Raw genomic sequence first — 20,578 nt, forward strand, 5'->3', positions numbered from 1 at the left:
GACCTTTGCCACCAACTGGTAGAGGTCTGTATTATTTTGTGAATGCAAGAGCCTTTGCCGATGCTTTTCGGTAAGGGCTTTTTATATGTAAACAGAATAATAGGCCGACAGTTGCAGAACATAAAACAAAGGAGTGTACTTGATGGAATTTTGGTTCTCAGCAGAAACTTTGACCACCTTGTTCAGCATCATTTTGATCGACCTAGTTCTTGCCGGCGATAATGCTATCGTCATTGGGCTTGCGGCCCGTAATGTCAAGAAGGATTTGCAGAAAAAGGCCATTTTGTTTGGTACGTTGGGGGCTATAGCCATCCGTATTGTGGCAACTGTGCTTGTCGTACAAATTCTTAAAATCCCCGGACTCCTTCTGATTGGCGGCCTGCTGCTCGTTTGGATCGCTTACAAACTGCTTGCTGAGAAAAAAGGACATGAAATCGAAGCGAAAAATAACATGGTCGCAGCTATCCGGACCATTATCATAGCCGATGCCGCTATGGGAATGGACAATGTCATTGCGATAGCCGGGGCTTCTCACGGTCATACCGGACTTGTTATTATCGGATTGCTGGTGAGCGTTCCTATAATTGTATGGGGCAGCACTCTGTTTATCCGTGTAGTGGAACGGTTCCCTATCGTAATTTATGCCGGATCTGCCGTACTTGCTTATACCGCGGGTAAAATGATTGCTGAGGAAAAACTGTTCCATGATTTCTTCGCGGCAAATCCGGAAATGAAATGGACACTGATTGGCGTTATTGTAGTCTTAGTGCTAGTTGTCGGTAAATTATCACGTACAGTCGGGCATTCCGTAAAGGTAAATGCTTTGGGACAGATCGTTCTTCCGAAACATATCGGTCTTGAAGCCGATATTCTTCCCGAAGATCAATTCACGGTAAGAATGGATGGTGAAGGCAGGTTTGTCCTGGTAAAAATTGAAGACACTGATGATCCTGACAAGCTCTCATCGCCACATCATGTAGCCCAGCATGCTTAGACAGTGAACTTTATACAAGCAAACATCCAGGCTGTCCCAATTACGGACAGCCATTTTTATTTTTAACCTGTTGTCTGTAACAGGCTGACTGAGAAAACGTGCTATAATACACATAACAAATAAAACCAAAGCATTTTGCATATTCCGCCCAAACAGGAGGATTGGGTCCAATATGCAGCAATATATGCGTAATTGAGGTGTACGATTTTTGTCTACATTGTTAACATTTATTATCGTTTCGTTTTGCCTGGCACTGGTGCTTATATTAAGCAAAAATTCCCTTCCCCCGTCCATTAGGCCTTATCTTGCCATTTTCGCTCTTATTATGGTCCTTCTCTCGTTTGGATTGATTATCTATAGCTTTTTCGGTTTTAGTCCGGCTTAAAGGTTTTTCTTTACTTTTCCTGCTTCCGTTTACTTAAGTTCCGCATTTTTTTATAATAAGACGAAGGATCGGTCATACTAAGATACAATGTGTGTAACTACGCGAGATCGGAGTGTGACCCTCTGTGCGTTTGAGTCCCCTGGTTCTTACAGCTATACTGGTGTCAGCGTTTCTTCTTGAAAGCGTTACGCCTTTATCGGCAAAACCATCAAATTCTGATAGGAGGTCTACCATGAGTCAAATACCCGCCCGTAAAGATGTGCCTGAACAGGAAAAATGGAAGCTGGAGGATTTATTCGCTGACCAGAAAGCGTGGGATAAGGAATTCAATGAAGTGAAACAGCTTCTTAAAAAAGTAGACGATTTTCACGGAAAACTAAACAACGATAACGCAATCAAACAATGTTTTGAATTGGAAGACAAGATTTCCCTTCATACCGAGCGTCTTTATGTTTATGCCAAAATGAAGCATGACGAAGATGCCGCAGATCCTACATATCAAGCCCTTAGCGAAAAGGCAAGAAAATTGAGTGTGGAAGTAAACCAAGCCCTTTCATTCATTTCGCCGGAAATCTTAAGTTTAAGCGAGGACCAGCTGAGGTCTTTTATCAGCCATCCCGATCTTAGCCTGTATAAACGTACCCTTGAGGAACTATTGCGGGAAAAACCCCATGTATTATCCAAGTCTGAGGAAACGCTTCTCGCCATGACGGGAAATATGGCAGGATCAGCCAGTAATATCTTCGGCATGATTAACAATGCGGATATACAGTTCCCTAAAATTAAAAATGAAAAGGGCGAGGAAGTCCAACTGACCCACGGTTCCTATATCCAATTTCTTGAAAATCCTGACCGCGAGGTCCGGAAGCGGGCATTCCAAGCCGTCTACGAGACATATAGAAATCAAAGAAACACCATAGCAGCAACTTTAAGCGCCAACGTGAACAAAAATATATTTTATGCAAGAGCACGCAAGTACCCGTCTGTACTTGAAATGTCCCTGCATGCTGATAACATTGATCCTTCTGTTTATACAAATCTGATCAGCACCATTCATGACTCTTTACCGGTTCTTCACCGTTATTTTAAACTGCGCAAAAAACTGCTTAAGGTCGATGAGCTCCATATGTATGACCTGTTTGCTCCGCTTGTGGAAGAGTTTAAAATGGACATTACCTATAAACAGGCCCAGGAAAAAATCATCGAAGCTCTCCGGCCTCTTGGGGGAAAATACATTGATATTTTAAAAGAGGGCTTTGAAAATCGCTGGATTGATGTCCATGAAAACAAAAACAAACGCAGCGGTGCTTACAGCTGGGGTGCATATGGAACTCATCCTTACGTTCTGCTGAATCATAAGGATAACCTGAACAGCATGTTTACGCTGGCTCACGAAATGGGCCATGCAATGCATTCGTATCTGTCTGATGCTAATCAGGAATACCGCAATGCCCAATACACCATTTTCTTGGCGGAAGTAGCTTCCACTTTGAATGAAGCCCTGCTGATGGACTATATGCTGAAGCATACGACTGATCCAAAAGAAAAGCTTTATTTGCTGACTTACTATGCTGACCAGTTCCGTACCACGGTCTTCCGTCAAACCATGTTTGCTGAATTTGAAAAGATTGTTCATGAGAAGGCGGAAAAAGGCGAATCCTTGACGCCGCAGGAATTCAGTAAAGTGTACTATGATTTAAACAAACTTTATCATGGTAATGATATGGTAGTGGATCAGGATATTGAAATGGAATGGGCCAGAATCCCCCATTTCTACAACAGCTTCTATGTTTATAAATATGCTACCGGATTCTCTGCGGCGACCAGCTTTGCCAGCCAGATTCTTGAAAAAGGGGAACCTGCGGTTGAACGTTATTTAGGATTCTTGAAGAGCGGCGGCAGCGACTTCTCCATTAACATTCTGAAAAAGGCCGGTGTGGATATGTCATCACCTGAACCTATCAAACAATCTATGGACGTATTTAAATCGGTCGTGGAACAAATGGAGCAGTTAACGAAATAAGGCCCTTGGGAGAAGGCTTTTGACCTGGTCACCGCCTTCTTTACCAAGAAGGAGGTTTGAAAATGAAAGTACAGTGGACACTGGCAGGGGCATTGGTCTTTTTTGTCATCACCGCCATTTTTGCCGTCATCAATATGGACCCGGTGCAAGTGAATTTTCTGTTTACGAAGACAACGGCCCCTCTGATTCTGGTCATTGTGTTTTCTACAGTTCTGGGGGGATTGATGGTCGGCTCCTATGGGATTTACCGCCAGTACAAGCTTCAAAAGAAAATACGGATCTTGGAACAACAGCTTCCAGGATCTTATCCGGGTAAAGATAAAAATGAGCACCATACGAAACAAAATATATCGTCACGTTCCAAGGAAATAGCCTCCGACCCTCTTCCCGGAAGCAATAAAAACGATTCATTCCTGGAGTAAAAGGGAAGCTACCCCTTGACCATTCGCAAAAAACCGAATATTATATATACTCGTTCTTTTAATATTCGGTTTTATGGAGGTACAGGACCATTATGTTTCACTTAAAACAAAACAACACCTCAGTCCGTACGGAAATGATAGCCGGATTGACAACTTTTCTGACGATGGCTTATGTCATGGTGGTCAATCCGCTCATTCTTTCAGAAGCGGGAATTTCTTTTGACCAGAGCTTCTCTGCCACGATTATTGCCACTTTGACGGGAACTCTCCTTATGGGTTTATTGGCTAATTATCCGATAGCCGTAGCACCCGGGATGGGATTAAATGCTTATTTTGCATTCTCCGTCGTACAGGCTAATGAGGGCATGAGTTATCAGATTGCCTTTTCAGCCGTTTTTGTGGCAGGGATTATTTTTGTAATCTTGTCCTTGACCCCATTACGCAGCAAGCTGATCGATATAATTCCGCCCAATCTAAAACATGCCATATCGGCGGGAATCGGTTTATTCATCGCTTTTCTTGGACTCAAGATGTCCGGGATTGTGGCAGCCCATCCGACGAATCTGGTCACACTTGTAAAATTGAACTCCCCAGGTGTAGTGCTCTCTCTGATCGGACTTACGGTCACCCTGATCCTGTTTACGCTCAATATCCGGGGCTCCTTATTTTTGGGTATGCTGATCACCGGCACCGTTGCTCTATTCACAGGGCAGCTCCAATTCACGAACGGCTTCGTTGCCGTTCCCTCCCTGCCTGAAGGGCTTATTATTTCCAACCCTTTTCATGCCATCGGAGATGTAATTCAATATGGTTTGTATGCAGTGGTCTTCTCCTTTCTGCCGTTACGATTTTCGATACTACCGGAACTGTCGTGGCTGTCAGTGAACAAGCCGGGTTAATGAAGGAAGGTAAGCTTGCCCGTGCGAGGCGTGTACTGCTGGGAGATTCAGTGGCTACTATGGTGGGTGCGATGTTTGGTACCAGTCCGTCGGCCGCATTTCTGGAATCGGCTTCCGGCGTAGCGGCAGGGGGGCGAACAGGGCTTACTTCCGTTGTAGTCGCTGTCTTATTTGCTGTCTCCGCTTTCTTTAGTCCGCTTATTTCTTCCGTTTCCGGTGTCTCGGCTATTACTGCTCCTGCCTTGATTATCGTGGGATCACTGATGCTGACGCATGTGCGCCACATTAAGTGGGAACCGTTTGATGAATCGTTCCCTGCTTTCTTCGTTATTTTAACCATGCCGGTAACAGGAAGTATTGCCACGGGTATTGCCATGGGTTTCATCACATATCCGATTCTCAAACTGGCGCGCGGAAAAGTGAAAGAAATACATCCGCTCATATGTATTATTGCGCTGATGTTCCTGTATCAGCTTATTTTCCTCCCGCATTAGGACACCCGTAAAAACTCTTTCCCCCCGTCAGGGAAAGAGTTTTTTTTCGCTTACAGCAGGCAAAGAATAAGGATCGCTGTTCCTCCGGCTGCAACCGAGCTGATGATATTTACCGCATCATTATTCAGCCAGACCCATTTACGTACCGGTTTGGTAGGAAGATTACAGTGCTCCCTTCGTTCCACCAGCCTCAGACAGACCTGGCATTTATACATCATCTGCCATTTCGCCCCTATCACGGAATCTACGACAGAACCGATCAGACCGCCCCATAAACCAATCAGCAGCAGGGTATAGATCTGTTTGGAATGAAAACCGGCTGCAAAAATAAATTCACCGGCCGTTTGGGGAACCGTAAAAGGTTCCTTTCCCCATCCTGTAAGTACCCAGGCCGTCATCCCGATAAACAGACCTCCAAGCATGGAGGCCAAAAAGCCAAGCAGAGTTACGCCTCCGGATGTTCCCGGTGTTACCTCTTCCCCACCCAGGATAGTTCGGGGGTTTTTGCGGCTGAGCCCTCCGATTTCCGTAGCCCAGGTATCGGCCGTGACTGCCGCCATTACTCCGACAAAAGCCGCCCACCAAAACGGGTGAGGCCAGAAAGCATTTCCTAAACAAAGAAGCGCGGCAAGCCCGCCGTTTGCGAGTACCTGCCCGGCATCCCTGGTTCCGGATTTTTCATAAGCAGTCTCCGCTTCGGACTTCCTATCTTCTTTGATAACGGAAAGTAAAGATGATGAGACGAAAAAAACAATTAATGTACCGAACCAAGCAAGTGAGCCAAACCCGTAAAGCAAGATACCAATAAATACAGCAGCAAAGCTTCCAGATAATGTGAGGGCCTTGCGCCAATAAGCCAAACCGGCAATCAGCATGCTTCCTGCAAGTCCAATCAACCAGTCCATAGATGACAACCCCTTTCTTTTCTTTATGTATACCAAACTATCTATGCGAATATCCCTTTTTGGTCCTAAACTAAAGGGCAGGAGGGCCAAACTAAAACAAGCATAAACAGGAAATCGGATTTTGACAAGATATGCCCGCATCAAATATGCTACAATAGCAATTAGTATTAATGAATGAAAAGGTGAACAGACCCTATGAATAAAGTCCGTATACTTGACATCCCTTTCAGTAATCTGAGTATGGACGAGACCGTAAATGCCTTGCATGCCAGACTGAATGGCGGTGAATCCCGGCTTTTCCATCTGATTACGGCCAATCCGGAAATCGTAATGGCTGCACGGAAAGACGCCGGACTCAAAACGATCCTGGAAGAAGCGGATATGATTACAGCTGATGGCATCGGTGTCGTTAAGGCTGCTAAATGGTTTGGGGAAAACATCCCTGAACGCGTTACCGGTTACGATTTACTGCTCCGCCTGCTGGAACTTGGAAACCTGGAAAACTGGTCCTTTTATTTTCTGGGAGCGGACGAGGAAACAAACAGGAAAGCCGTTGAAACCATTCAACAGCAATACCCGGGCGTTATTATTGCCGGACGGCAACACGGCTTTTTTAAACCGGAGGATGAATCTCGAATTTTAGAGGAAATTGCTGAGGCCAGACCAACCTTCTTGATTATTGCTCTGGGTGCTCCGCGTGCGGAGAGATGGATTTATACCCATAAGAGTAAACTTCCCGTACAACTCGCCATGGGTGTCGGTGGCAGCCTGGACGTCATTGCCGGTAAGGTAAAGCGGGCACCGGCCATTTGGCAGAAACTGAATCTGGAGTGGATGTACCGTTTGCTTTCCCAGCCTTCCCGTTGGAGAAGACAGCTTGTCCTGCCTCTTTTCGTACTCACCTGTCTTAAAGAAAGAAAGAAGAGCAGGGCTTGAGAGACAGCCCGCTTCCCCGAAAAATGGTGCAAATATAAAAAGGAGCCGTTCTTCCGAGAGCGGTTCCTTTCTTTCCAGAAATATTAGGATTTCCGTAAATGTAAAGTGCAGGTTCCCCATAACTGTTCTCCCCACAATAGGGCCAGTTCGTCCCCATGCCTTACAGTCCCGATTCCTGCCGGGGTTCCGGTATAGATGATATCCCCTTCATTTAACCCGAAATGGGTACCTATATAAGAGACAATCGCATCCAGGCCAAAAATCATATCGGCCACGTTTCCCTTCTGTACGGTCTTCTCATTTATTTGAAGAGAAAACGTCTCATCCGTCAGCTTATGTATACCTTCAAATACATGAAAATCCGTGAGTCCTGCCGATCCGAGAAATCCTTTTGCCTCCAGCCAGGGATGTCCTTTTTCTTTCAGTTTATTTTGGACTTCTCTAAGTGTATAATCGATCCCCAAAGCGACGGATTCGATCAGGTCCTCCGCTTTTTTCCCCGGCTCATATCCGGAACCGATCCGGATCACAAGCTCAGCTTCATAATGAATCTCCCCCTTGCCTCCCGGGAGCATATGGGTATCTCCGTCCATCCATGCAACAGCATGGGAAGGTTTTGTAAAGATCATCGGTTTTTCAGGTACAGCGTTTCCAAGTTCCTCAGCATGCAGTTGATAATTGCGACCTACACAATAAATGTTTCTGATTACCGGTTTCATTTCAATTTCTCCTCTTTGCCGTTTTGTCTAAACTTTTATTTCTTGATTATACACGAACCTTTGCCTGTTTTTCCCCATAAAAAAGAGATGCCCGCAGGCATCCTTTGAAAACAGCTATTTCATTGTCTGGTATATGGGCCCGGGTACATGGATGTTTGAACGGGCTGGAAGGTATGCAGAAATGTTTTGGCCGTATGATCCTGCATGGTAGGAACCTGATATTGCCCCTGCTGATTCATAAATAGAAATACCTCATAAGCATGGTGGGCAGCTGTATTGGCTCCGTTGATTAACATTTGACGTACATTGGGGTCCGCACATTCCAAAGCCGCATGCATTTGATTTACTGCTGCATGTTTGTGGCAGGAAAGCATGGCGGAAACAATCTGATTATCCTGAAGTATCCCTTGCAGCTGTGGAGCAGCCGGGCCAGGATGGCGAAGGCCATATTGGATTTCTTCTACTTGAACCTCCGGGCGGGAAGTTTCGGGAATGATACCCGCAGCGCTGTAATCATGAGTATATCCGACAAGCTGGTTGTAATGCTGGATCCCGGCATTCAAATGCTGCTCCAGCATGGAACGGATTACCGCATTCTGACAATGCTGGAGGTACAGTTTAAAGTGGGTAATCATGTTTATTTTGTCATTCAGCACTTCATGAACTTCCATTGTTTCATGGGCTCCAAAAGGCATAGCTTTGCACTCCTTCACGGACAAATTTAAGTACTTTCCCTTTACCCTGCCCATTCTTTTCCATTTTATACAACAAGCATGCATCCACTTACTATTAATAATCCGCTTCCCAACTATTCCTTTTAAAGTTGTGTTATACTAAAAAGATTGAGATGACCGGAGTTTTGAAATATGTGCAGCCAGAAAGAAGGGATTATATGGTCAACTGGAAAGTCAACTTAACCGTGCTCTGGCTCGGACAGTTCCTGGTTATGGCAGGAATGACGATGATCATGCCATTCCTTCCTTTGTATCTGGAAGAATTAGGAATGACGGATTCCCATCAAGTGGCGACGTGGGCAGGAATTATTTTTGCCGGTAACTTTGTCACTTCTTTTTTATTTCAGCCATTTTGGGGAGGGCTCGCCGACAGGTACGGAAGAAAAATAATGCTTTTGCGTTCCGGCTTCGGCATGGCGATTGTGATGGTTCTAATGGGATTTGCCGCCTCAGCCTGGCAGCTGCTCGTGCTGCGTCTATTGAACGGAACCATTTCCGGTTATTCTCCTGCGGCGGTCGCCCTGGTTTCCACGAATACACCAAAGGAAAAAATAGGCCTTGCCATGGGCACGCTGCAATCGGGGGCTGTAGCCGGAAGTATTCTGGGCCCGTTTATCGGAGGACTTCTCGCTGAGGCCATCGGATACCGGTATATTTTCTATGTAACAGGCGCCCTGCTGTTTTTGGCCACAATGCTGACGATGACCATGGTCAAAGAGAAGTTTAACGCTTCCGAAGCAGCCAAGCAGCCCAAGGTTTCAGTCATTCAGGGATTTAGCGATATCCGGCACATTAAGCAGCTGCCGGTTCTTTATTCCGTCACATTCATGATCCAATTTGCTATTCAATGCACCATGCCGCTTATGGCGCTTTTTGTGGAAGAACTTCACGGCAGCGGGGAGATGCTTGCTTTTTATGCCGGACTTGTCGGTTCTATCACAGGATTCTCCAATATGATCGCGTCCCCTTTTTTAGGCAAGCTGTCAGACCGCATAGGGTCGGGAAAAATATTAGTATTCTGTTTATTTGGAGCCGCCCTGTTCTTTATCCCTCAGGCATTTGTTCTCAATGTATGGCAGCTGCTCATCGCCAGATTCCTTCTGGGCATTTTCCTCGGGGGTCTGCTCCCTACTGTCAATCTCCTCATCAGGACCTACGCTCCGGTCGGAATGGAGAGCCGTGTATATAGCTTCAATACGAGTGCAATGGCTCTTGGCAATATGATGGGACCTGTCATAGGAGGGGCCCTATCAGGATTATTAAGCATCCGGAGCCTTTTTATCCTTACCGCCGTCCTGCTTGGCATCAACGGCTTTTGGGCCCGCTTTTCCCTGAATCAGCCCTTCAAGCAGCAAACCCGAAAAAGTCATGGATAAGGATATCCATGACTTTTTTGACTGCCGGGAAACGCCTAACGATAAGGGGCCTTACAAAATTCTAGCAATAGCCAGTCCGTCATAGGCCGGCAAAATGGTGCTCTCTAATCTTGGATGAGAGGCTATCAGACGGTTAAAGGAACGCATAGCTTCCACGGATTTTTTCGTTATGGAGGAATCCAGGCAGCGTCCTCTCATCAGAATGTTATCCCCGATAATAACGGCCCCGGGATTGGCCAGTTCAATAGCCTTTTCCAAATAGTTCGGGTAGTTTACCTTATCCGCATCAATAAAAAAGAAATCAAATTTCACTTTTTCTTTTTGAAACTGCGCCAGACTATCCAGCGCTTCTCCGATTCGGTATTCTACCTTATCGCCAAGTCCGGCTTCATTCACATGATGCCTGGCAACTTCCGCAAATTCCTCCCTGATTTCCAGAGAATAAAGCTTTCCCCCTTCGTTAAGTCCTCTCGCCAGACAGATCCCGCTGTATCCTCCAAGCGCCCCGATCTCCAGAATTCGTTCCGCTTTGACCATATGAACGAGCATGGTAAGCAGGCGCCCATACCCTTCGGCAATCGATATTTCCGGCATGTTATGTGCCCTGATTCCTTCCTTCACCCGTTCAAGCTGTTCGTCTTTATCGTATAAATCTTCCACATACTGTTCAGCTGTGAGCTCTCCCATGATAACTTCCTCCTTATTTTGACTTTCTTCTCTACGGATATTATAAATATAATGTGTCCTTCTGGGAAATGAATGAGAAAAATGAAAAGACAAAAGGGCGAGAAAGGAACCTGAACATCATGTCTCGTATTGAATTGATTGCGACTTCCCCCATGGGGCTTGAAGCTGTTGTAGCAAGGGAAGTCCGCGAACTCGGGTATGAAGAAGTAACGGTTGAAAACGGCCGTGTTTCTTTTATAGGGAATGAGCTTGCTATTTGCAGAGCCAATCTATGGCTGCGTACAGCGGATCGGATACTCATCAAAATGGGGGAGTTTGAGGCGCGTACCTTCGAAGAACTGTTTGAGGGTACCAAAGCTCTTCCCTGGCCTTCGTGGATTCCGGAGAACGGAGAGTTTCCTGTAGAGGGCCGCTCCCAAAAATCCCAGCTATCAAGCGTGCCGGCCTGCCAGGGCATTGTCAAAAAGGCCATCGTAGAGAAAATGAAGCAGCAGTATCGGACGGAATGGTTCCCCGAAACCGGAGCGAGATACGTGATCGAAGTATCTCTGCTGAAAGATGTGGCCACCCTGACCCTGGATACCACAGGGGCAGGACTTCATAAGCGCGGTTACCGCAAGCTGGTAACCGAGGCACCGCTGAAGGAAACCATGGCGGCCGCTATGGTGCTGCTTAGCCGCTGGCGGGCGGAGCGGCCGCTTTATGACCCGTTCTGCGGGTCAGGCACTATCCCGATCGAGGCGGCCATGATCGGGTGGAACATCGCGCCCGGGCTGCGGCGCTCTTTCACGTCGGAGGCATGGGAAGCGGTCCCGGCCAAGCTATGGGACCGGGCCCGCGAGGAAGCCTACGACGCGCTTTGTGACGATGTCCCCCTGGACATCGTCGGTTCCGACCTCGATCCGAAAGCGATCGAGGTCGCAGAAGCCGCCGCCAAGGCGGCGGGGCTCGCGAAAGAGCTGCGCTTTCGCGCGGAGCCGGTCGCCCGGGCAAAGCCGAGGGGCGACTATGGGTGCCTGATCACCAATCCGCCGTACGGCGAGCGGCTTGGTGATCAGAAAGAGGTCGAGCGGGCGCTGCGTTCGCTCGGCCTGCTCGTGGCACAGCTGCCGACCTGGAGCACTTTCGTGCTCTCGCCCAGCAAGCAAATGGAGCATTATCTCGGCCGTAAAGCAGATAAAAAACGCAAGTTGTATAACGGCCGGATCGAGTGCCAGCTTACACAGCTGTTCGGCCCCCTGCCTCCCCGCCCGAAGTCTGCACCTAAGCCATAGGGGCCGAGATTGCCTCTTACCGTGCCTACTCCTTACAGTGCCCAATGTCGGGTTACTGGCAAGCCCCCTTCCTTTTTATGAAGAAGGGGGCTTTTTTCTTAATGGGATATTATTTTTTCGGTTCATTGGTGAAATAAAGGACAGACGGTCCGAATGCTCCTCCCGGCAGGCTCAAGTCTGTTTTGATGGTTCTGCCTCCCGATCCCACGGAAAAGCGGTCTAACAGCCAGGCATCTTTATATGAGAGAAAACCGGAACGAAGGAGCTGATTCTTCCACTTGATCACAAAATGGCCGAATCCTCCGGCAAGATTGTCATAAACTGTGACCTGTCTGAACTGCCTTAGATCATTCACCATCGCGAGCCGGAAACGGTAGAAGACACCGTAATTCCCATTGTTAATAACTTTCTGTCCCGTTGTAGCATCAATCCCTTCTTCGTATTCTCCCGGCAGGCTATCATTCCACTGTCCGGAAGGGGAGGAGGAGATTGAAATATAGGCATTGCCCAGGGAGAAAGGATAAGAAATAGTTCCAACCCGGTCAAAATGGGGAAATGTACCCCGCTCATGGGAGTCTCCCGCGAGAATAGGCAGGACTTCCGGCTTAACAGGCCGGTTTTGTTTATAATTGAACGTGGTTACTGTCACTTTTGCAGGCTAATGCCCCGCTTTCGTATAGGCCTGGTACTGAGCGATTCCGCTGTTTGTATAAGTGGACGGAACTTCCGTATCCCATACGCAGCTTTCACCGGGTGACAACGTTTTAAGGTACTTCCTCTGTTTTTCCGAATTAATGAAGGAAATCATGGCTTCTTCTCCTGCTACATCCGGGTATATATTGACGGCATTGCCCGCTCCTTTGACATAAAGCTTAACTGCCTCACCGGATTGATTCGTCACTGCAACGCCTACATGAGAGGAACCGCTTCCGCCGTACTGATGATGCCAAAAAACCCTAAATTCTCCCTTCACCTGATCCCGGTAAAAGGCTCCTTCCTCCTCATAGGTCTCCGGTGAATCGCTTAGAATCAAAGGTCCGCCTGTAAGCTTCAAGATCGGTTTGTCCAGATGAACAGCAGGCTTCAGGGTTTCAATCGGTACTGTGACTCTTTCCGCTGCCACTGTTCCGGTTCCCGTAATAGAAAAAATAACGGCCAGACCAAACATAAGTTTCCCTTTCACTATCATCTCCCGCTTTCCCTGTTTTTTGCAGCAGGGCCTCCCTTTAAAACCCGACCTTGTGGCTCCCATCCTTATCAGGTATCTCTACAACCTAAGTATACGATTTTTTGTTTCAATGGATTACAATTTAGCTTCTTCTTGCCTGATTAACGGGGAAGAATTTTTTCTGAGCCCGAGGCTGTTAAAAGATTGTGCTCCAAAATAGGCCCCCCGCATATGTTCCGGTGCAATCCGGTCCATAAGGCAGATGCAGGAAAATTAAAACAATTCCCGTTATGATAAAAGGAAGCGGTGAATTTCCATCGGTCAGACAAGGCCCCTCCAAAAAAACCTCCAATCGTTCCCGCAAGGGGACCGGCTCCTACAATCAGGCCGATCATTCCCGCATTAGGATTGAATAAAAGCGCGTATCTTCGACGGCATAAGAGCCTCCCCTTCCCAAGTGGTATCATTTTTTTGAGATAAAAAAACAGTCCGGACTTGTACCCGAACTGTTTTTTATGAAAGGGCTAAAGATATCAGCCAGCCCTTTATTTTTTTATGAATTTGGTTGCTTTTTCGATAGCTTCATCCTCGGTTGGTGCCGTCACGTAACGTCCGTTAATAAAGACGAAAGCACGCTTCGTACAGTGTCCGCAATAAGATTTGCATCCGATTTTGATGTTGGCACCCGGGGCCAGCTTCTTCAGCTTGGGTACGGCTGTCTTCATCTTCATATGACGGCATTTATCACAGATGCGAATATCGTTGGCCATCAGTGATCTCCAAAGTTTCCTTTGCTTGGATTCGTAATCATAAACCCTTCCTGAGGCAGATACAAATAGTCAATCATGATTCCATCCAGAAGCGGTTCATTCGGGTCCAGCAGTACGCTGATGTCTTTATCTGTTTCGACAACCACATCGCCGTTGCCTTGTGTATCTAATCCAAGGGCGTAATGGGCATGGTCTCCGTGGCGGTGAGCAACCTGTACCCGGACCATGAGGCCTTGGCTATCTTCTTTAGCAAGTTCTTGTTTTAATACTTTTGCCGCATTGCGAGTAATTTTGACTTTCATAGACACATCTCCTGAAATATGAGGTGATTATTATTATATCCTATTGTAAAGAAAGCCACCAAGGAAATCAATATTTGTAATTTTATCTGTTCTTCATTACTATGAAAAGTATGACGTTGTTCCTCATCTGAACCGGAAAACCGGTTTTGCCGGACGGCAATACCGCCTTTTTTATCTTAGCTTGCAATTACATGCTATCAAATGGTCATAATGATGGAATATACATATGATAAAGGCAGAGGAGTTGAATATTACTCATGATAACAATCAAAACCAGTGAACAAATTGGCAAGATGCATGCCGCCGGTAAAATTCTGGCCGCCTGCCACCGTGAAATCGCCAAAATGATCCGTCCCGGAATCAGCACATGGGACATAGAAGAATTTGTCGAATCTTTCTTAAAAAGACATGGAGCCACACCAGAGCAAAAAGGATACAAAGGTTATGAATATGCAACCTGTGCTTCGGTCAACGATGTTATATGCCACGGGTTTCCGAACAAGCAGCCTTTAAAAAACGGAGATATCGTCACCATTGATATGGTAGTCAATAAAGACGACTGGCTGGCGGATTCCGCCTGGTCTTACGCAGTTGGAACCATTACCCCCGAAGCACGGAAATTGCTGGATGTAACCAAAGAATCCATGTACCGGGGAATTGAGCAGGCTGTTGTCGGTAACCGTATCGGGGATATCTCTCATGCCATTCAAACCTATGCTGAAGCAGAGGGATTTTCGGTTGTAAGAGATTTTATCGGCCATGCTATCGGTCAAGAGATGCATGAAGAACCGCAAGTGCCTCATTTTGGCCCACCCGGAAGAGGCCCCCGTCTTAAGGAAGGAATGGTTATCACCGTTGAGCCTATGCTGAATATTGGCAAATACCATGTCAAAATTGATGCCGACGGCTGGACAGCGAGAACAGCGGATGGAAGTCTTTCTGCCCAATATGAACACACCATTGCAATAACAAAAAACGGCCCCGTTATTTTAACAGATCAAGAACTATAATGAGGTGTTCAGCTTGACCATATTTATTCAAAGGTATTATAGGACGATCATCGATATTTTGCTGGTCGTCCTGGCTCTTTATCTGGGCCTCCGGCTTCTTGGTTTTTTGTATAGTATCGCTGCCCCTTTGTTTTGGTCATTTGTTATTTTTCTGATGATAGAGCCTTTTGCCCGTTTTTTAAACCGGAAAGGTCTTCGCAAGGGATTAGCCACTACTATCTCTACATTTTCTTTCATTATCCTGATCCTGGCTTTTGTAACGGTTCTGGGACTGTTTCTAACGAATCAGGTAGCCTCCCTTATTGAAAAAATTCCGGGTTACGCGAATATCATTCAGCACCAAATCGCAGGTACGACCACGTACATACAAAAAAAGATGCAAAATCTTCCTCCGGATACCCTCGATAAATTTCAAGAATTTGCCAACAACTTAACGGAGACCGCAACAAAATTTACAACTGCCTTTCTGAAAGGGATTCTTGATTTCTTTAAGGGTGGTCTGCTTTCTTTCTTTACTTCTTTTTCCGGAATTATGGTCAACTTTGTAGTCGGGATTATTTTGGCCTTTTTCCTCAGCCTTGAAATCGAAAGCTGGAAGAAAGGGGCCCGCAGGAAAATATCCCCATCTCTCCTTAATACTTTTACTTTTCTAAAAGAAAATGTGGGGAAAGGGGTATCCGGTTATATCAAATCCCAATTGATTCTGGTTAGCATTACGTTTGTCATTGTACTTGTTTCCCTGATTATTTTACGGGTGGAGAACGCCTTATCTTTATCTATAATGGCCGGTGTTATTGATGTGCTCCCGCTGCTTGGGATATCGGCCTTCTTCATTCCCTGGATAATTTATCTGTTCATCATAAACAATTATCCGCTGGCCATTGCCCTTTCCATCGTTCTTGGCATAACTCTTCTTGTGCGTCAGATTATGGAGCCTAAGATCACCGGACAAGCCCTGGGGGTTTCGCCTTTTACGATGTTCGCTTTTATGATCGTTTCCCTGTCTGTTTTCGGAGTATTCGGGTTCATCATTTCACCTGTTTTGCTGATTACACTCAAAGCTTTGTATAAGGAAGGATACTTCCACCGTCTGATCCGTCTTCCCGGGAAAGATTATCCTGTAGATTGAATGAAATAAAGAAGAGTATCTTTGCCAAATGCACAAAAGATACTCTTTCTTTTAAAAAAACAAATCTGTTTGAATCAAGTTATAGAATTGATTCGTTTTACAATTGTTTCTCAATAAGCTCCAGACGTTCCTTCAACTCAGTAATTTCCAGGCTATTCAAATACAGGGTCATGGCTTTTATTATCAGTTTCCCGTCCTTCTTGCCTGCCCCTTCCTGCATAACGCAGATACAGTCAAGCACCTCATTCTTCTTTTTGGCGTGCAGGTCCAGCTGAGCCACAATTTGTTTTAAAATTTCAAGTTCCGCATCCAAATCAAGTTCCACATCTTCTAGAATAGGACTATCCTGATCCTGAATAATATCGTGGATCAGTTTCTCTTCAATCAGCGGCGGCTTCTTCCGTTCCATCATACCAAACGCCGTATCATCCAAATGGTCCAGCAAGAAGTCAATTAACTCTTCAAGTCCATTGAATGATTAAAAATCATACTGTACGAGAAAAACTGCTGGGTCACAGCATTCAGAATAAATGCCATATCTACCCCATAAGGCTTTATTTCTTCCCCATAAATATCCACAATTCTTTGGTAGTACCATAGAACGGATTGGGAATTGCACCCAGAGTCCGAATTGTCTGAAGGTTTCGTTTGAATACAGGGACGATTCGTGCATCAACATCATGATGAAGTCCTTGTTTTCCGTTAAAAACTCAAACTGGGCCAGCATTTGTTTGGCCAGTCTCTCCCTGGATGAGAGATGGGTGTCCTGAGAAATGATGTTTATGGTACTTCGCAATAAATCATAATAATATTTTAATAGGGAAAGAAGCAAATCTTCTTTGGACTTAAAGTAAAAATAAAGCGAACCTTTGGCAATTCCCGCCGTATCCACAATTTCCTGAATGGATGTGGCATGGTATGCCAGAAGCAGGATGGCGGCGCCAAATGTAATCCACTTATGATTAAGGGCCCATTTCAATACACTCTGATAGAACCCTGCCATTCTGCCTGGCTTATCATGCTCTTGTTCGCTTGTCTTTTTGCGGATTCCATTCTTGAACATAGCATGTCCCATCTTGGGCACTATTGTAATGGCAACAAGCAAAGATGCCATAAGCGCAAATACAATCGTTAAGGCAAACGGGGTAAATAATTCCCCGATAGGCCCGCTAACTGCAGCCAGCGGTAGGAAAACAGCGATTGTGACAATAGTCGAAGACATAATTGGCATAAACATTTCGCGAGTGGCTGACAGAATCAATTCTTTTCCTTTCAGACGCTCGCTTGTTAGGGACATGCGCCTGTATATATTTTCAATGACTACGATCGAGTCGTCGACTATCCGTCCGATCGCCACTGTCATAGCTCCAAGGGTCATAATATTCAAACTGATGTCCATCTGTTTCAGTACCAGAACAGCAATCAGCAGGGATAAGGGAATGGAGACTATAGAAATAAGAGTAGTCCGGATATTTCTCAAAAACAGTAAAATGATAATAACAGCAAACAAGGCACCGAAAACTGCTTTATCAAGCATCGTACGAACCGAATCCTCGATTGGTTTGCCTTGGTCGAGCATGGTGACGGTTTTGGTCCCTTCATGCTCAGATTTTTCACTTTTTGTTCCAATGGCTTTGAAATTTTCTCGGCAACTTCCTCAGGGGAAGCTCCCGGAAAGGCTGTGCTTACAGTCAAAACAGGCATTTTGATATTCGGAATTGTCTCCTGTTTCATGTGAAGTCCGGCATATAGACCGGAAACTGTTACAATAATTGTAAGCAGCCAGATAGCAAACTTGTTGTTTAACGAAAATCGGATGATTCCCTTCATTCTCTTCCCCTCTCTCTTGTATATTTTTCGACCAATTGGTCGAATCTATTTTTATCTATTTTCATTTTCCATACATTTCATTGACTGAGATTACGCATATTAATGTCCGGCCGCTTTAATACTAATAAGAAAATGCCGGAAAAGGAGCGGACAAATCGATGTCCCATAAACAACAAGGCCATGCGAGACAAAATACGACATCACGCACGTCAGATAAAAAAGACAAAAGCAAAAACAAATAAACCAGGGGGAATTTCCATGATTCACAATCTGGACAGCAATTATGATTGCTGCAATGCAGGCCAGGATTTGCATGTTCTGAAAGAGGAATTGAATGAGCTTCTTATCAAAAATGAACAAACTAAAGAAGCAGAGGAGCTTAGAAACCGTATAGAAAACCAGATTTCTTTTATTGAAAACAAATGCTCTTATCCCAAAGAACATTTTTAACTGCAAAAAGGAGGGCGGCTTTGAGGCCGTCCTTTACGGATAGTCTCGAGAAGAACGTCCCCGCTTTTTTTCTTTTATTTCTACGGAAGCCGGGTATTTGTGTTCCATATAACCTGAGAAAAAATTGGCGGCCACCATTGTAACGGCAATGTCATCAATAGGCATAAACGGTAAGAAATCGGGCAAAACCCAATACATAAGAACAGGAATAAGAAACAGAAGCTTGTCAAAAGTGGAAACGGCAGGAGAGGTCAAAAGCCGGTAGACCCGGACAAAAACATGTTTCCAATGGCGCAGTGACCACAATTTTCTCATAAAAATTCGTTCCCTCCTTTAACTGTTCGTATCCGTCAGATATTCTGCCCTTATCCGCCATCTCTACGCAATTATCAAGGGATAGGATTCCATCCTGAAAGCCTTAGCGTCACTCTCCCCTTTAATCAGGACAAGCATACTAATAGCTGCAAATCAAAAACTTTTATACAATCAAATAAAAAAACAAACCGTTGAAGATACATCATCAACGATTCAATCGATAGGATTATCAGACTCGCTTTCTTGTAAGTATACAAGGAACTCCCTGGCCGATAGCTCCCGGTACTGACATGTGGGGCGAGATACCGGATTCCTCTTGCACATTGCCGCTTGCATACCTCGCAAACAGACGACTCCATCACCCGCATCGTAAACTGCGCACTCCCTGATTCGGACTTTGCCTGCTTGCTCCCTTTTGTCTTTTTTCCCTCCATGGCCGATCCCTCCCCCATATTACTGATACAGTATACCCGGTTAATTTGGGTGCGGGCTCGGACATTGTTTTATTTACAGGCAAGCTAACCCGACATCAATTCCAGCAGGATCGCCGCAATCTCATCCTTAATCTGGTGTGTCTGCCACAGTGGAAGCGGGTTAATACCGAGCCCTGCCTCCACCGTAAAACCGGGTTTACGGAAAGTTTGAATGAACCAGTCCTTATAACCGGCATCACTTCCAGATAACCGGACACTGCGATAACCCGATACAGAAGAAAGGCGTTCAGCCCATTTCTCCGATTCTTTTGGTTCATAATCCCTGTAATTCCAATAGATCTCCTGTCCTTGTGTATGTAAAGCAACAACCGCATCGAAACAGTTCTTTTCCGTATATTCAGCAATGGCTATTGCCTCGGGTTCAGTTAACGGATTCTCACCGGGATAATCCCTCATGGAAGGGGATTCTGCGCCTCTTCTTTTCTTCTCCTCTTCCCAATGAGCCGGAAACTGATCATTCAAGTCTACCCCCGAATATTAGCTTTCCATCTTCTGAAATAAAACGATCCCTGATTAATCCGGAGAATTTCTTCGTAAAACGGATGGCTGGCAGTAATACCTTCCTGAACAAGCTGTACCCCATCGGGATTTACCATTGGAACCACGAATAAAGTTACCCCATGGAACAGGGAAGTTATGTCTTTCCCATACAGTTTTTCCTGTCTTCGGTGAGCTTCGCAGCAATCCTCCATAAAGGCCATAAGGACTAAAGATGTTATCCACTCGTTAGCATGAAAAGAAGCATTAATATGGAGGTTTCTTGGCCCTGATCCCAGACGAATCGCAGGGATCTTTTTCCCCATTACACTTCTACCAATACAAGTTTCCTCTACAAAGGAATACCTCTGCTTAAACTGATCCAGATCCTCCAGAAGTTCTTTATATCCATACTCAAGATCCATACGGACTATACGGTTTTGTATACCGGCCGGAAGATCAATTTTGCTGCCGGGCCGAAGTTGTTTCATATCTATACCGTCATTTACTTCGATCAGCTTTTCAAGGGGGATCCCGAACCGTCTGGCAATAACCAGCGGGGTCTCTTTAGGCTGTACCACATATTCCCTATTGGTCTGTCTTGGTATTTGAATGACTTCCCCCGGGACCAGATATTCGGTCTCTTTGATTCCCGGATTCATTGAAGTTAAGGAAGACAGGTTCACTGCATGGATCCTGGCAATGCGGTGCCACGTATCTCCCTCTTGAACGACATAACGAAATGACATGCTTGTACCTCCTACAGGTTTTTGCAAGATTCGTTA

22 protein-coding genes and 3 pseudogenes are annotated in these 20,578 nt (G+C 45.6%); 10 read left to right on the forward strand and 15 right to left on the reverse strand.

The window, feature by feature from the left end; translation table 11 throughout:
- Positions 1 to 142: 142 nt before the first annotated feature.
- From BXP28_RS12210 to BXP28_RS12225, 4 genes and pseudogenes are all read left to right on the forward strand, one after another.
- Positions 143 to 784: pseudogene (locus BXP28_RS12210) on the forward strand (TerC family protein); the annotation flags it as partial.
- A gap of 827 nt (positions 785 to 1,611) precedes the next feature.
- Positions 1,612 to 3,402, forward strand: coding sequence for an oligoendopeptidase F (gene pepF, locus BXP28_RS12215; RefSeq protein ID WP_024093632.1), 1,791 nt, complete (start codon positions 1,612 to 1,614; stop codon positions 3,400 to 3,402).
- 62 nt (positions 3,403 to 3,464) lie between these two features.
- Positions 3,465 to 3,824, forward strand: coding sequence for a LapA family protein (locus BXP28_RS12220; RefSeq protein ID WP_023483944.1), 360 nt, complete (start codon positions 3,465 to 3,467; stop codon positions 3,822 to 3,824).
- A 176-nt stretch (positions 3,825 to 4,000) separates the two neighbouring features.
- Positions 4,001 to 5,217 (forward strand): annotated as a pseudogene (locus tag BXP28_RS12225) (NCS2 family permease).
- Positions 5,218 to 5,267: 50 nt separating this feature from the next.
- On the opposite strand, the gene BXP28_RS12230 reads toward BXP28_RS12225, so the two are convergent.
- Positions 5,268 to 6,122 carry a DUF92 domain-containing protein gene (locus BXP28_RS12230; RefSeq protein ID WP_023483945.1) on the reverse strand — a complete coding sequence of 285 codons (855 nt, stop codon included), beginning with the start codon at positions 6,120 to 6,122 and terminating at the stop codon, positions 5,268 to 5,270.
- A gap of 195 nt (positions 6,123 to 6,317) precedes the next feature.
- Here BXP28_RS12230 and BXP28_RS12235 point away from each other — a divergent pair, with 195 nt between their 5' ends.
- Positions 6,318 to 7,058, forward strand: coding sequence for a WecB/TagA/CpsF family glycosyltransferase (locus BXP28_RS12235; protein ID WP_024093630.1), 741 nt, complete (start codon positions 6,318 to 6,320; stop codon positions 7,056 to 7,058).
- Positions 7,059 to 7,141: 83 nt separating this feature from the next.
- On the opposite strand, the gene BXP28_RS12240 is transcribed toward BXP28_RS12235, so the two are convergent.
- Both BXP28_RS12240 and BXP28_RS12245 read right to left on the reverse strand, forming a co-directional pair.
- Complete coding sequence (locus tag BXP28_RS12240) at positions 7,142 to 7,777, reverse strand: fumarylacetoacetate hydrolase family protein (protein WP_023483947.1); 636 nt, start codon at positions 7,775 to 7,777, stop codon at positions 7,142 to 7,144.
- Between the two features lie 119 nt (positions 7,778 to 7,896).
- The gene (locus tag BXP28_RS12245; RefSeq protein WP_042118750.1) at positions 7,897 to 8,472 is read right to left on the reverse strand and encodes a spore coat protein; all 576 of its coding nucleotides are present in this window, start codon (positions 8,470 to 8,472) and stop codon (positions 7,897 to 7,899) included.
- Positions 8,473 to 8,669: 197 nt separating this feature from the next.
- Between BXP28_RS12245 and BXP28_RS12250 the strand changes: the two genes are divergently transcribed.
- The gene (locus BXP28_RS12250) at positions 8,670 to 9,887 is read left to right on the forward strand and encodes an MFS transporter (protein ID WP_036655138.1); all 1,218 of its coding nucleotides are present in this window, start codon (positions 8,670 to 8,672) and stop codon (positions 9,885 to 9,887) included.
- 51 nt (positions 9,888 to 9,938) lie between these two features.
- Here BXP28_RS12250 and BXP28_RS12255 read toward each other — a convergent pair whose 3' ends face one another.
- A complete protein-coding gene (locus tag BXP28_RS12255) occupies positions 9,939 to 10,574 on the reverse strand; it encodes an O-methyltransferase (protein WP_023483950.1) in 636 nt (211 codons plus the stop codon).
- Between the two features lie 119 nt (positions 10,575 to 10,693).
- Here BXP28_RS12255 and BXP28_RS12260 point away from each other — a divergent pair, with 119 nt between their 5' ends.
- On the forward strand, positions 10,694 to 11,848 hold the full coding sequence (locus BXP28_RS12260) for a THUMP domain-containing class I SAM-dependent RNA methyltransferase (protein WP_036657030.1): 1,155 nt from the start codon (positions 10,694 to 10,696) through the stop codon (positions 11,846 to 11,848).
- Between the two features lie 109 nt (positions 11,849 to 11,957).
- On the opposite strand, the gene BXP28_RS12265 is transcribed toward BXP28_RS12260, so the two are convergent.
- The 4 genes from BXP28_RS12265 to BXP28_RS12285 all read right to left on the reverse strand — a co-directional run bounded on the left by BXP28_RS12265 (position 11,958) and on the right by BXP28_RS12285 (position 14,088).
- Entirely contained in the window at positions 11,958 to 12,497 is a 540-nt protein-coding gene (locus tag BXP28_RS12265; RefSeq protein ID WP_023483952.1) for a hypothetical protein, read from the reverse strand.
- A 9-nt stretch (positions 12,498 to 12,506) separates the two neighbouring features.
- Positions 12,507 to 13,031 carry a hypothetical protein gene (locus BXP28_RS12270; RefSeq protein ID WP_144029668.1) on the reverse strand — a complete coding sequence of 175 codons (525 nt, stop codon included), beginning with the start codon at positions 13,029 to 13,031 and terminating at the stop codon, positions 12,507 to 12,509.
- A 530-nt stretch (positions 13,032 to 13,561) separates the two neighbouring features.
- A complete protein-coding gene (locus BXP28_RS12280) occupies positions 13,562 to 13,786 on the reverse strand; it encodes a YuzB family protein (protein WP_023483954.1) in 225 nt (74 codons plus the stop codon).
- Complete coding sequence (locus tag BXP28_RS12285; RefSeq protein WP_023483955.1) at positions 13,786 to 14,088, reverse strand: hypothetical protein; 303 nt, start codon at positions 14,086 to 14,088, stop codon at positions 13,786 to 13,788. Before BXP28_RS12285 ends, BXP28_RS12280 begins: the two co-directional genes overlap by 1 nt.
- A gap of 257 nt (positions 14,089 to 14,345) precedes the next feature.
- Between BXP28_RS12285 and map the strand changes: the two genes are divergently transcribed.
- Together map and ytvI are read left to right on the forward strand one after the other, a co-directional pair.
- Positions 14,346 to 15,098, forward strand: coding sequence for a type I methionyl aminopeptidase (gene map, locus BXP28_RS12290; RefSeq protein WP_023483956.1), 753 nt, complete (start codon positions 14,346 to 14,348; stop codon positions 15,096 to 15,098).
- A 13-nt stretch (positions 15,099 to 15,111) separates the two neighbouring features.
- On the forward strand, positions 15,112 to 16,227 hold the full coding sequence (gene ytvI / locus BXP28_RS12295) for a sporulation integral membrane protein YtvI (protein WP_036655142.1): 1,116 nt from the start codon (positions 15,112 to 15,114) through the stop codon (positions 16,225 to 16,227).
- A 97-nt stretch (positions 16,228 to 16,324) separates the two neighbouring features.
- Here the strand turns inward: ytvI and BXP28_RS12300 are convergent, their stop codons facing one another.
- From BXP28_RS12300 to BXP28_RS25585, 3 genes and pseudogenes are all read right to left on the reverse strand, one after another.
- Positions 16,325 to 16,672 carry a hypothetical protein gene (locus BXP28_RS12300; RefSeq protein ID WP_023483958.1) on the reverse strand — a complete coding sequence of 116 codons (348 nt, stop codon included), beginning with the start codon at positions 16,670 to 16,672 and terminating at the stop codon, positions 16,325 to 16,327.
- Positions 16,673 to 17,056: 384 nt separating this feature from the next.
- Positions 17,057 to 17,803: pseudogene (locus BXP28_RS12305) on the reverse strand (helix-turn-helix domain-containing protein); the annotation flags it as partial.
- On the reverse strand, positions 17,704 to 18,057 hold the full coding sequence (locus BXP28_RS25585) for an efflux RND transporter permease subunit (protein ID WP_024093621.1): 354 nt from the start codon (positions 18,055 to 18,057) through the stop codon (positions 17,704 to 17,706). The gene BXP28_RS25585 and the pseudogene BXP28_RS12305, both read right to left, overlap by 100 nt.
- Positions 18,058 to 18,315: 258 nt before the next feature.
- On the opposite strand from BXP28_RS25585, the gene BXP28_RS12310 reads away from it, so the two are divergent.
- Positions 18,316 to 18,507, forward strand: a complete 192-nt coding sequence (locus BXP28_RS12310) for a hypothetical protein (RefSeq protein WP_024093620.1) — start codon at positions 18,316 to 18,318, stop codon at positions 18,505 to 18,507.
- Between the two features lie 33 nt (positions 18,508 to 18,540).
- Here BXP28_RS12310 and BXP28_RS12315 read toward each other — a convergent pair whose 3' ends face one another.
- The 4 genes from BXP28_RS12315 to BXP28_RS25140 all read right to left on the reverse strand — a co-directional run bounded on the left by BXP28_RS12315 (position 18,541) and on the right by BXP28_RS25140 (position 20,542).
- Positions 18,541 to 18,822: a YkvA family protein gene (locus BXP28_RS12315; RefSeq protein WP_024093619.1), complete on the reverse strand. Its 282-nt coding sequence runs from the start codon at positions 18,820 to 18,822 to the stop codon at positions 18,541 to 18,543.
- Between the two features lie 125 nt (positions 18,823 to 18,947).
- Complete coding sequence (locus BXP28_RS23295) at positions 18,948 to 19,256, reverse strand: hypothetical protein (protein WP_162544271.1); 309 nt, start codon at positions 19,254 to 19,256, stop codon at positions 18,948 to 18,950.
- An 84-nt stretch (positions 19,257 to 19,340) separates the two neighbouring features.
- Positions 19,341 to 19,778, reverse strand: coding sequence for a M14 family zinc carboxypeptidase (locus tag BXP28_RS25135; protein WP_313779736.1), 438 nt, complete (start codon positions 19,776 to 19,778; stop codon positions 19,341 to 19,343).
- Between the two features lie 2 nt (positions 19,779 to 19,780).
- Positions 19,781 to 20,542: a LysM peptidoglycan-binding domain-containing protein gene (locus tag BXP28_RS25140; protein WP_367869679.1), complete on the reverse strand. Its 762-nt coding sequence runs from the start codon at positions 20,540 to 20,542 to the stop codon at positions 19,781 to 19,783.
- Positions 20,543 to 20,578: the final 36 nt, after the last annotated feature.

Source organism: Paenibacillus larvae subsp. larvae, from assembly GCF_002003265.1.
In the GTDB taxonomy this organism is placed as follows: domain Bacteria; phylum Bacillota; class Bacilli; order Paenibacillales; family NBRC-103111; genus Paenibacillus_H; species Paenibacillus_H larvae.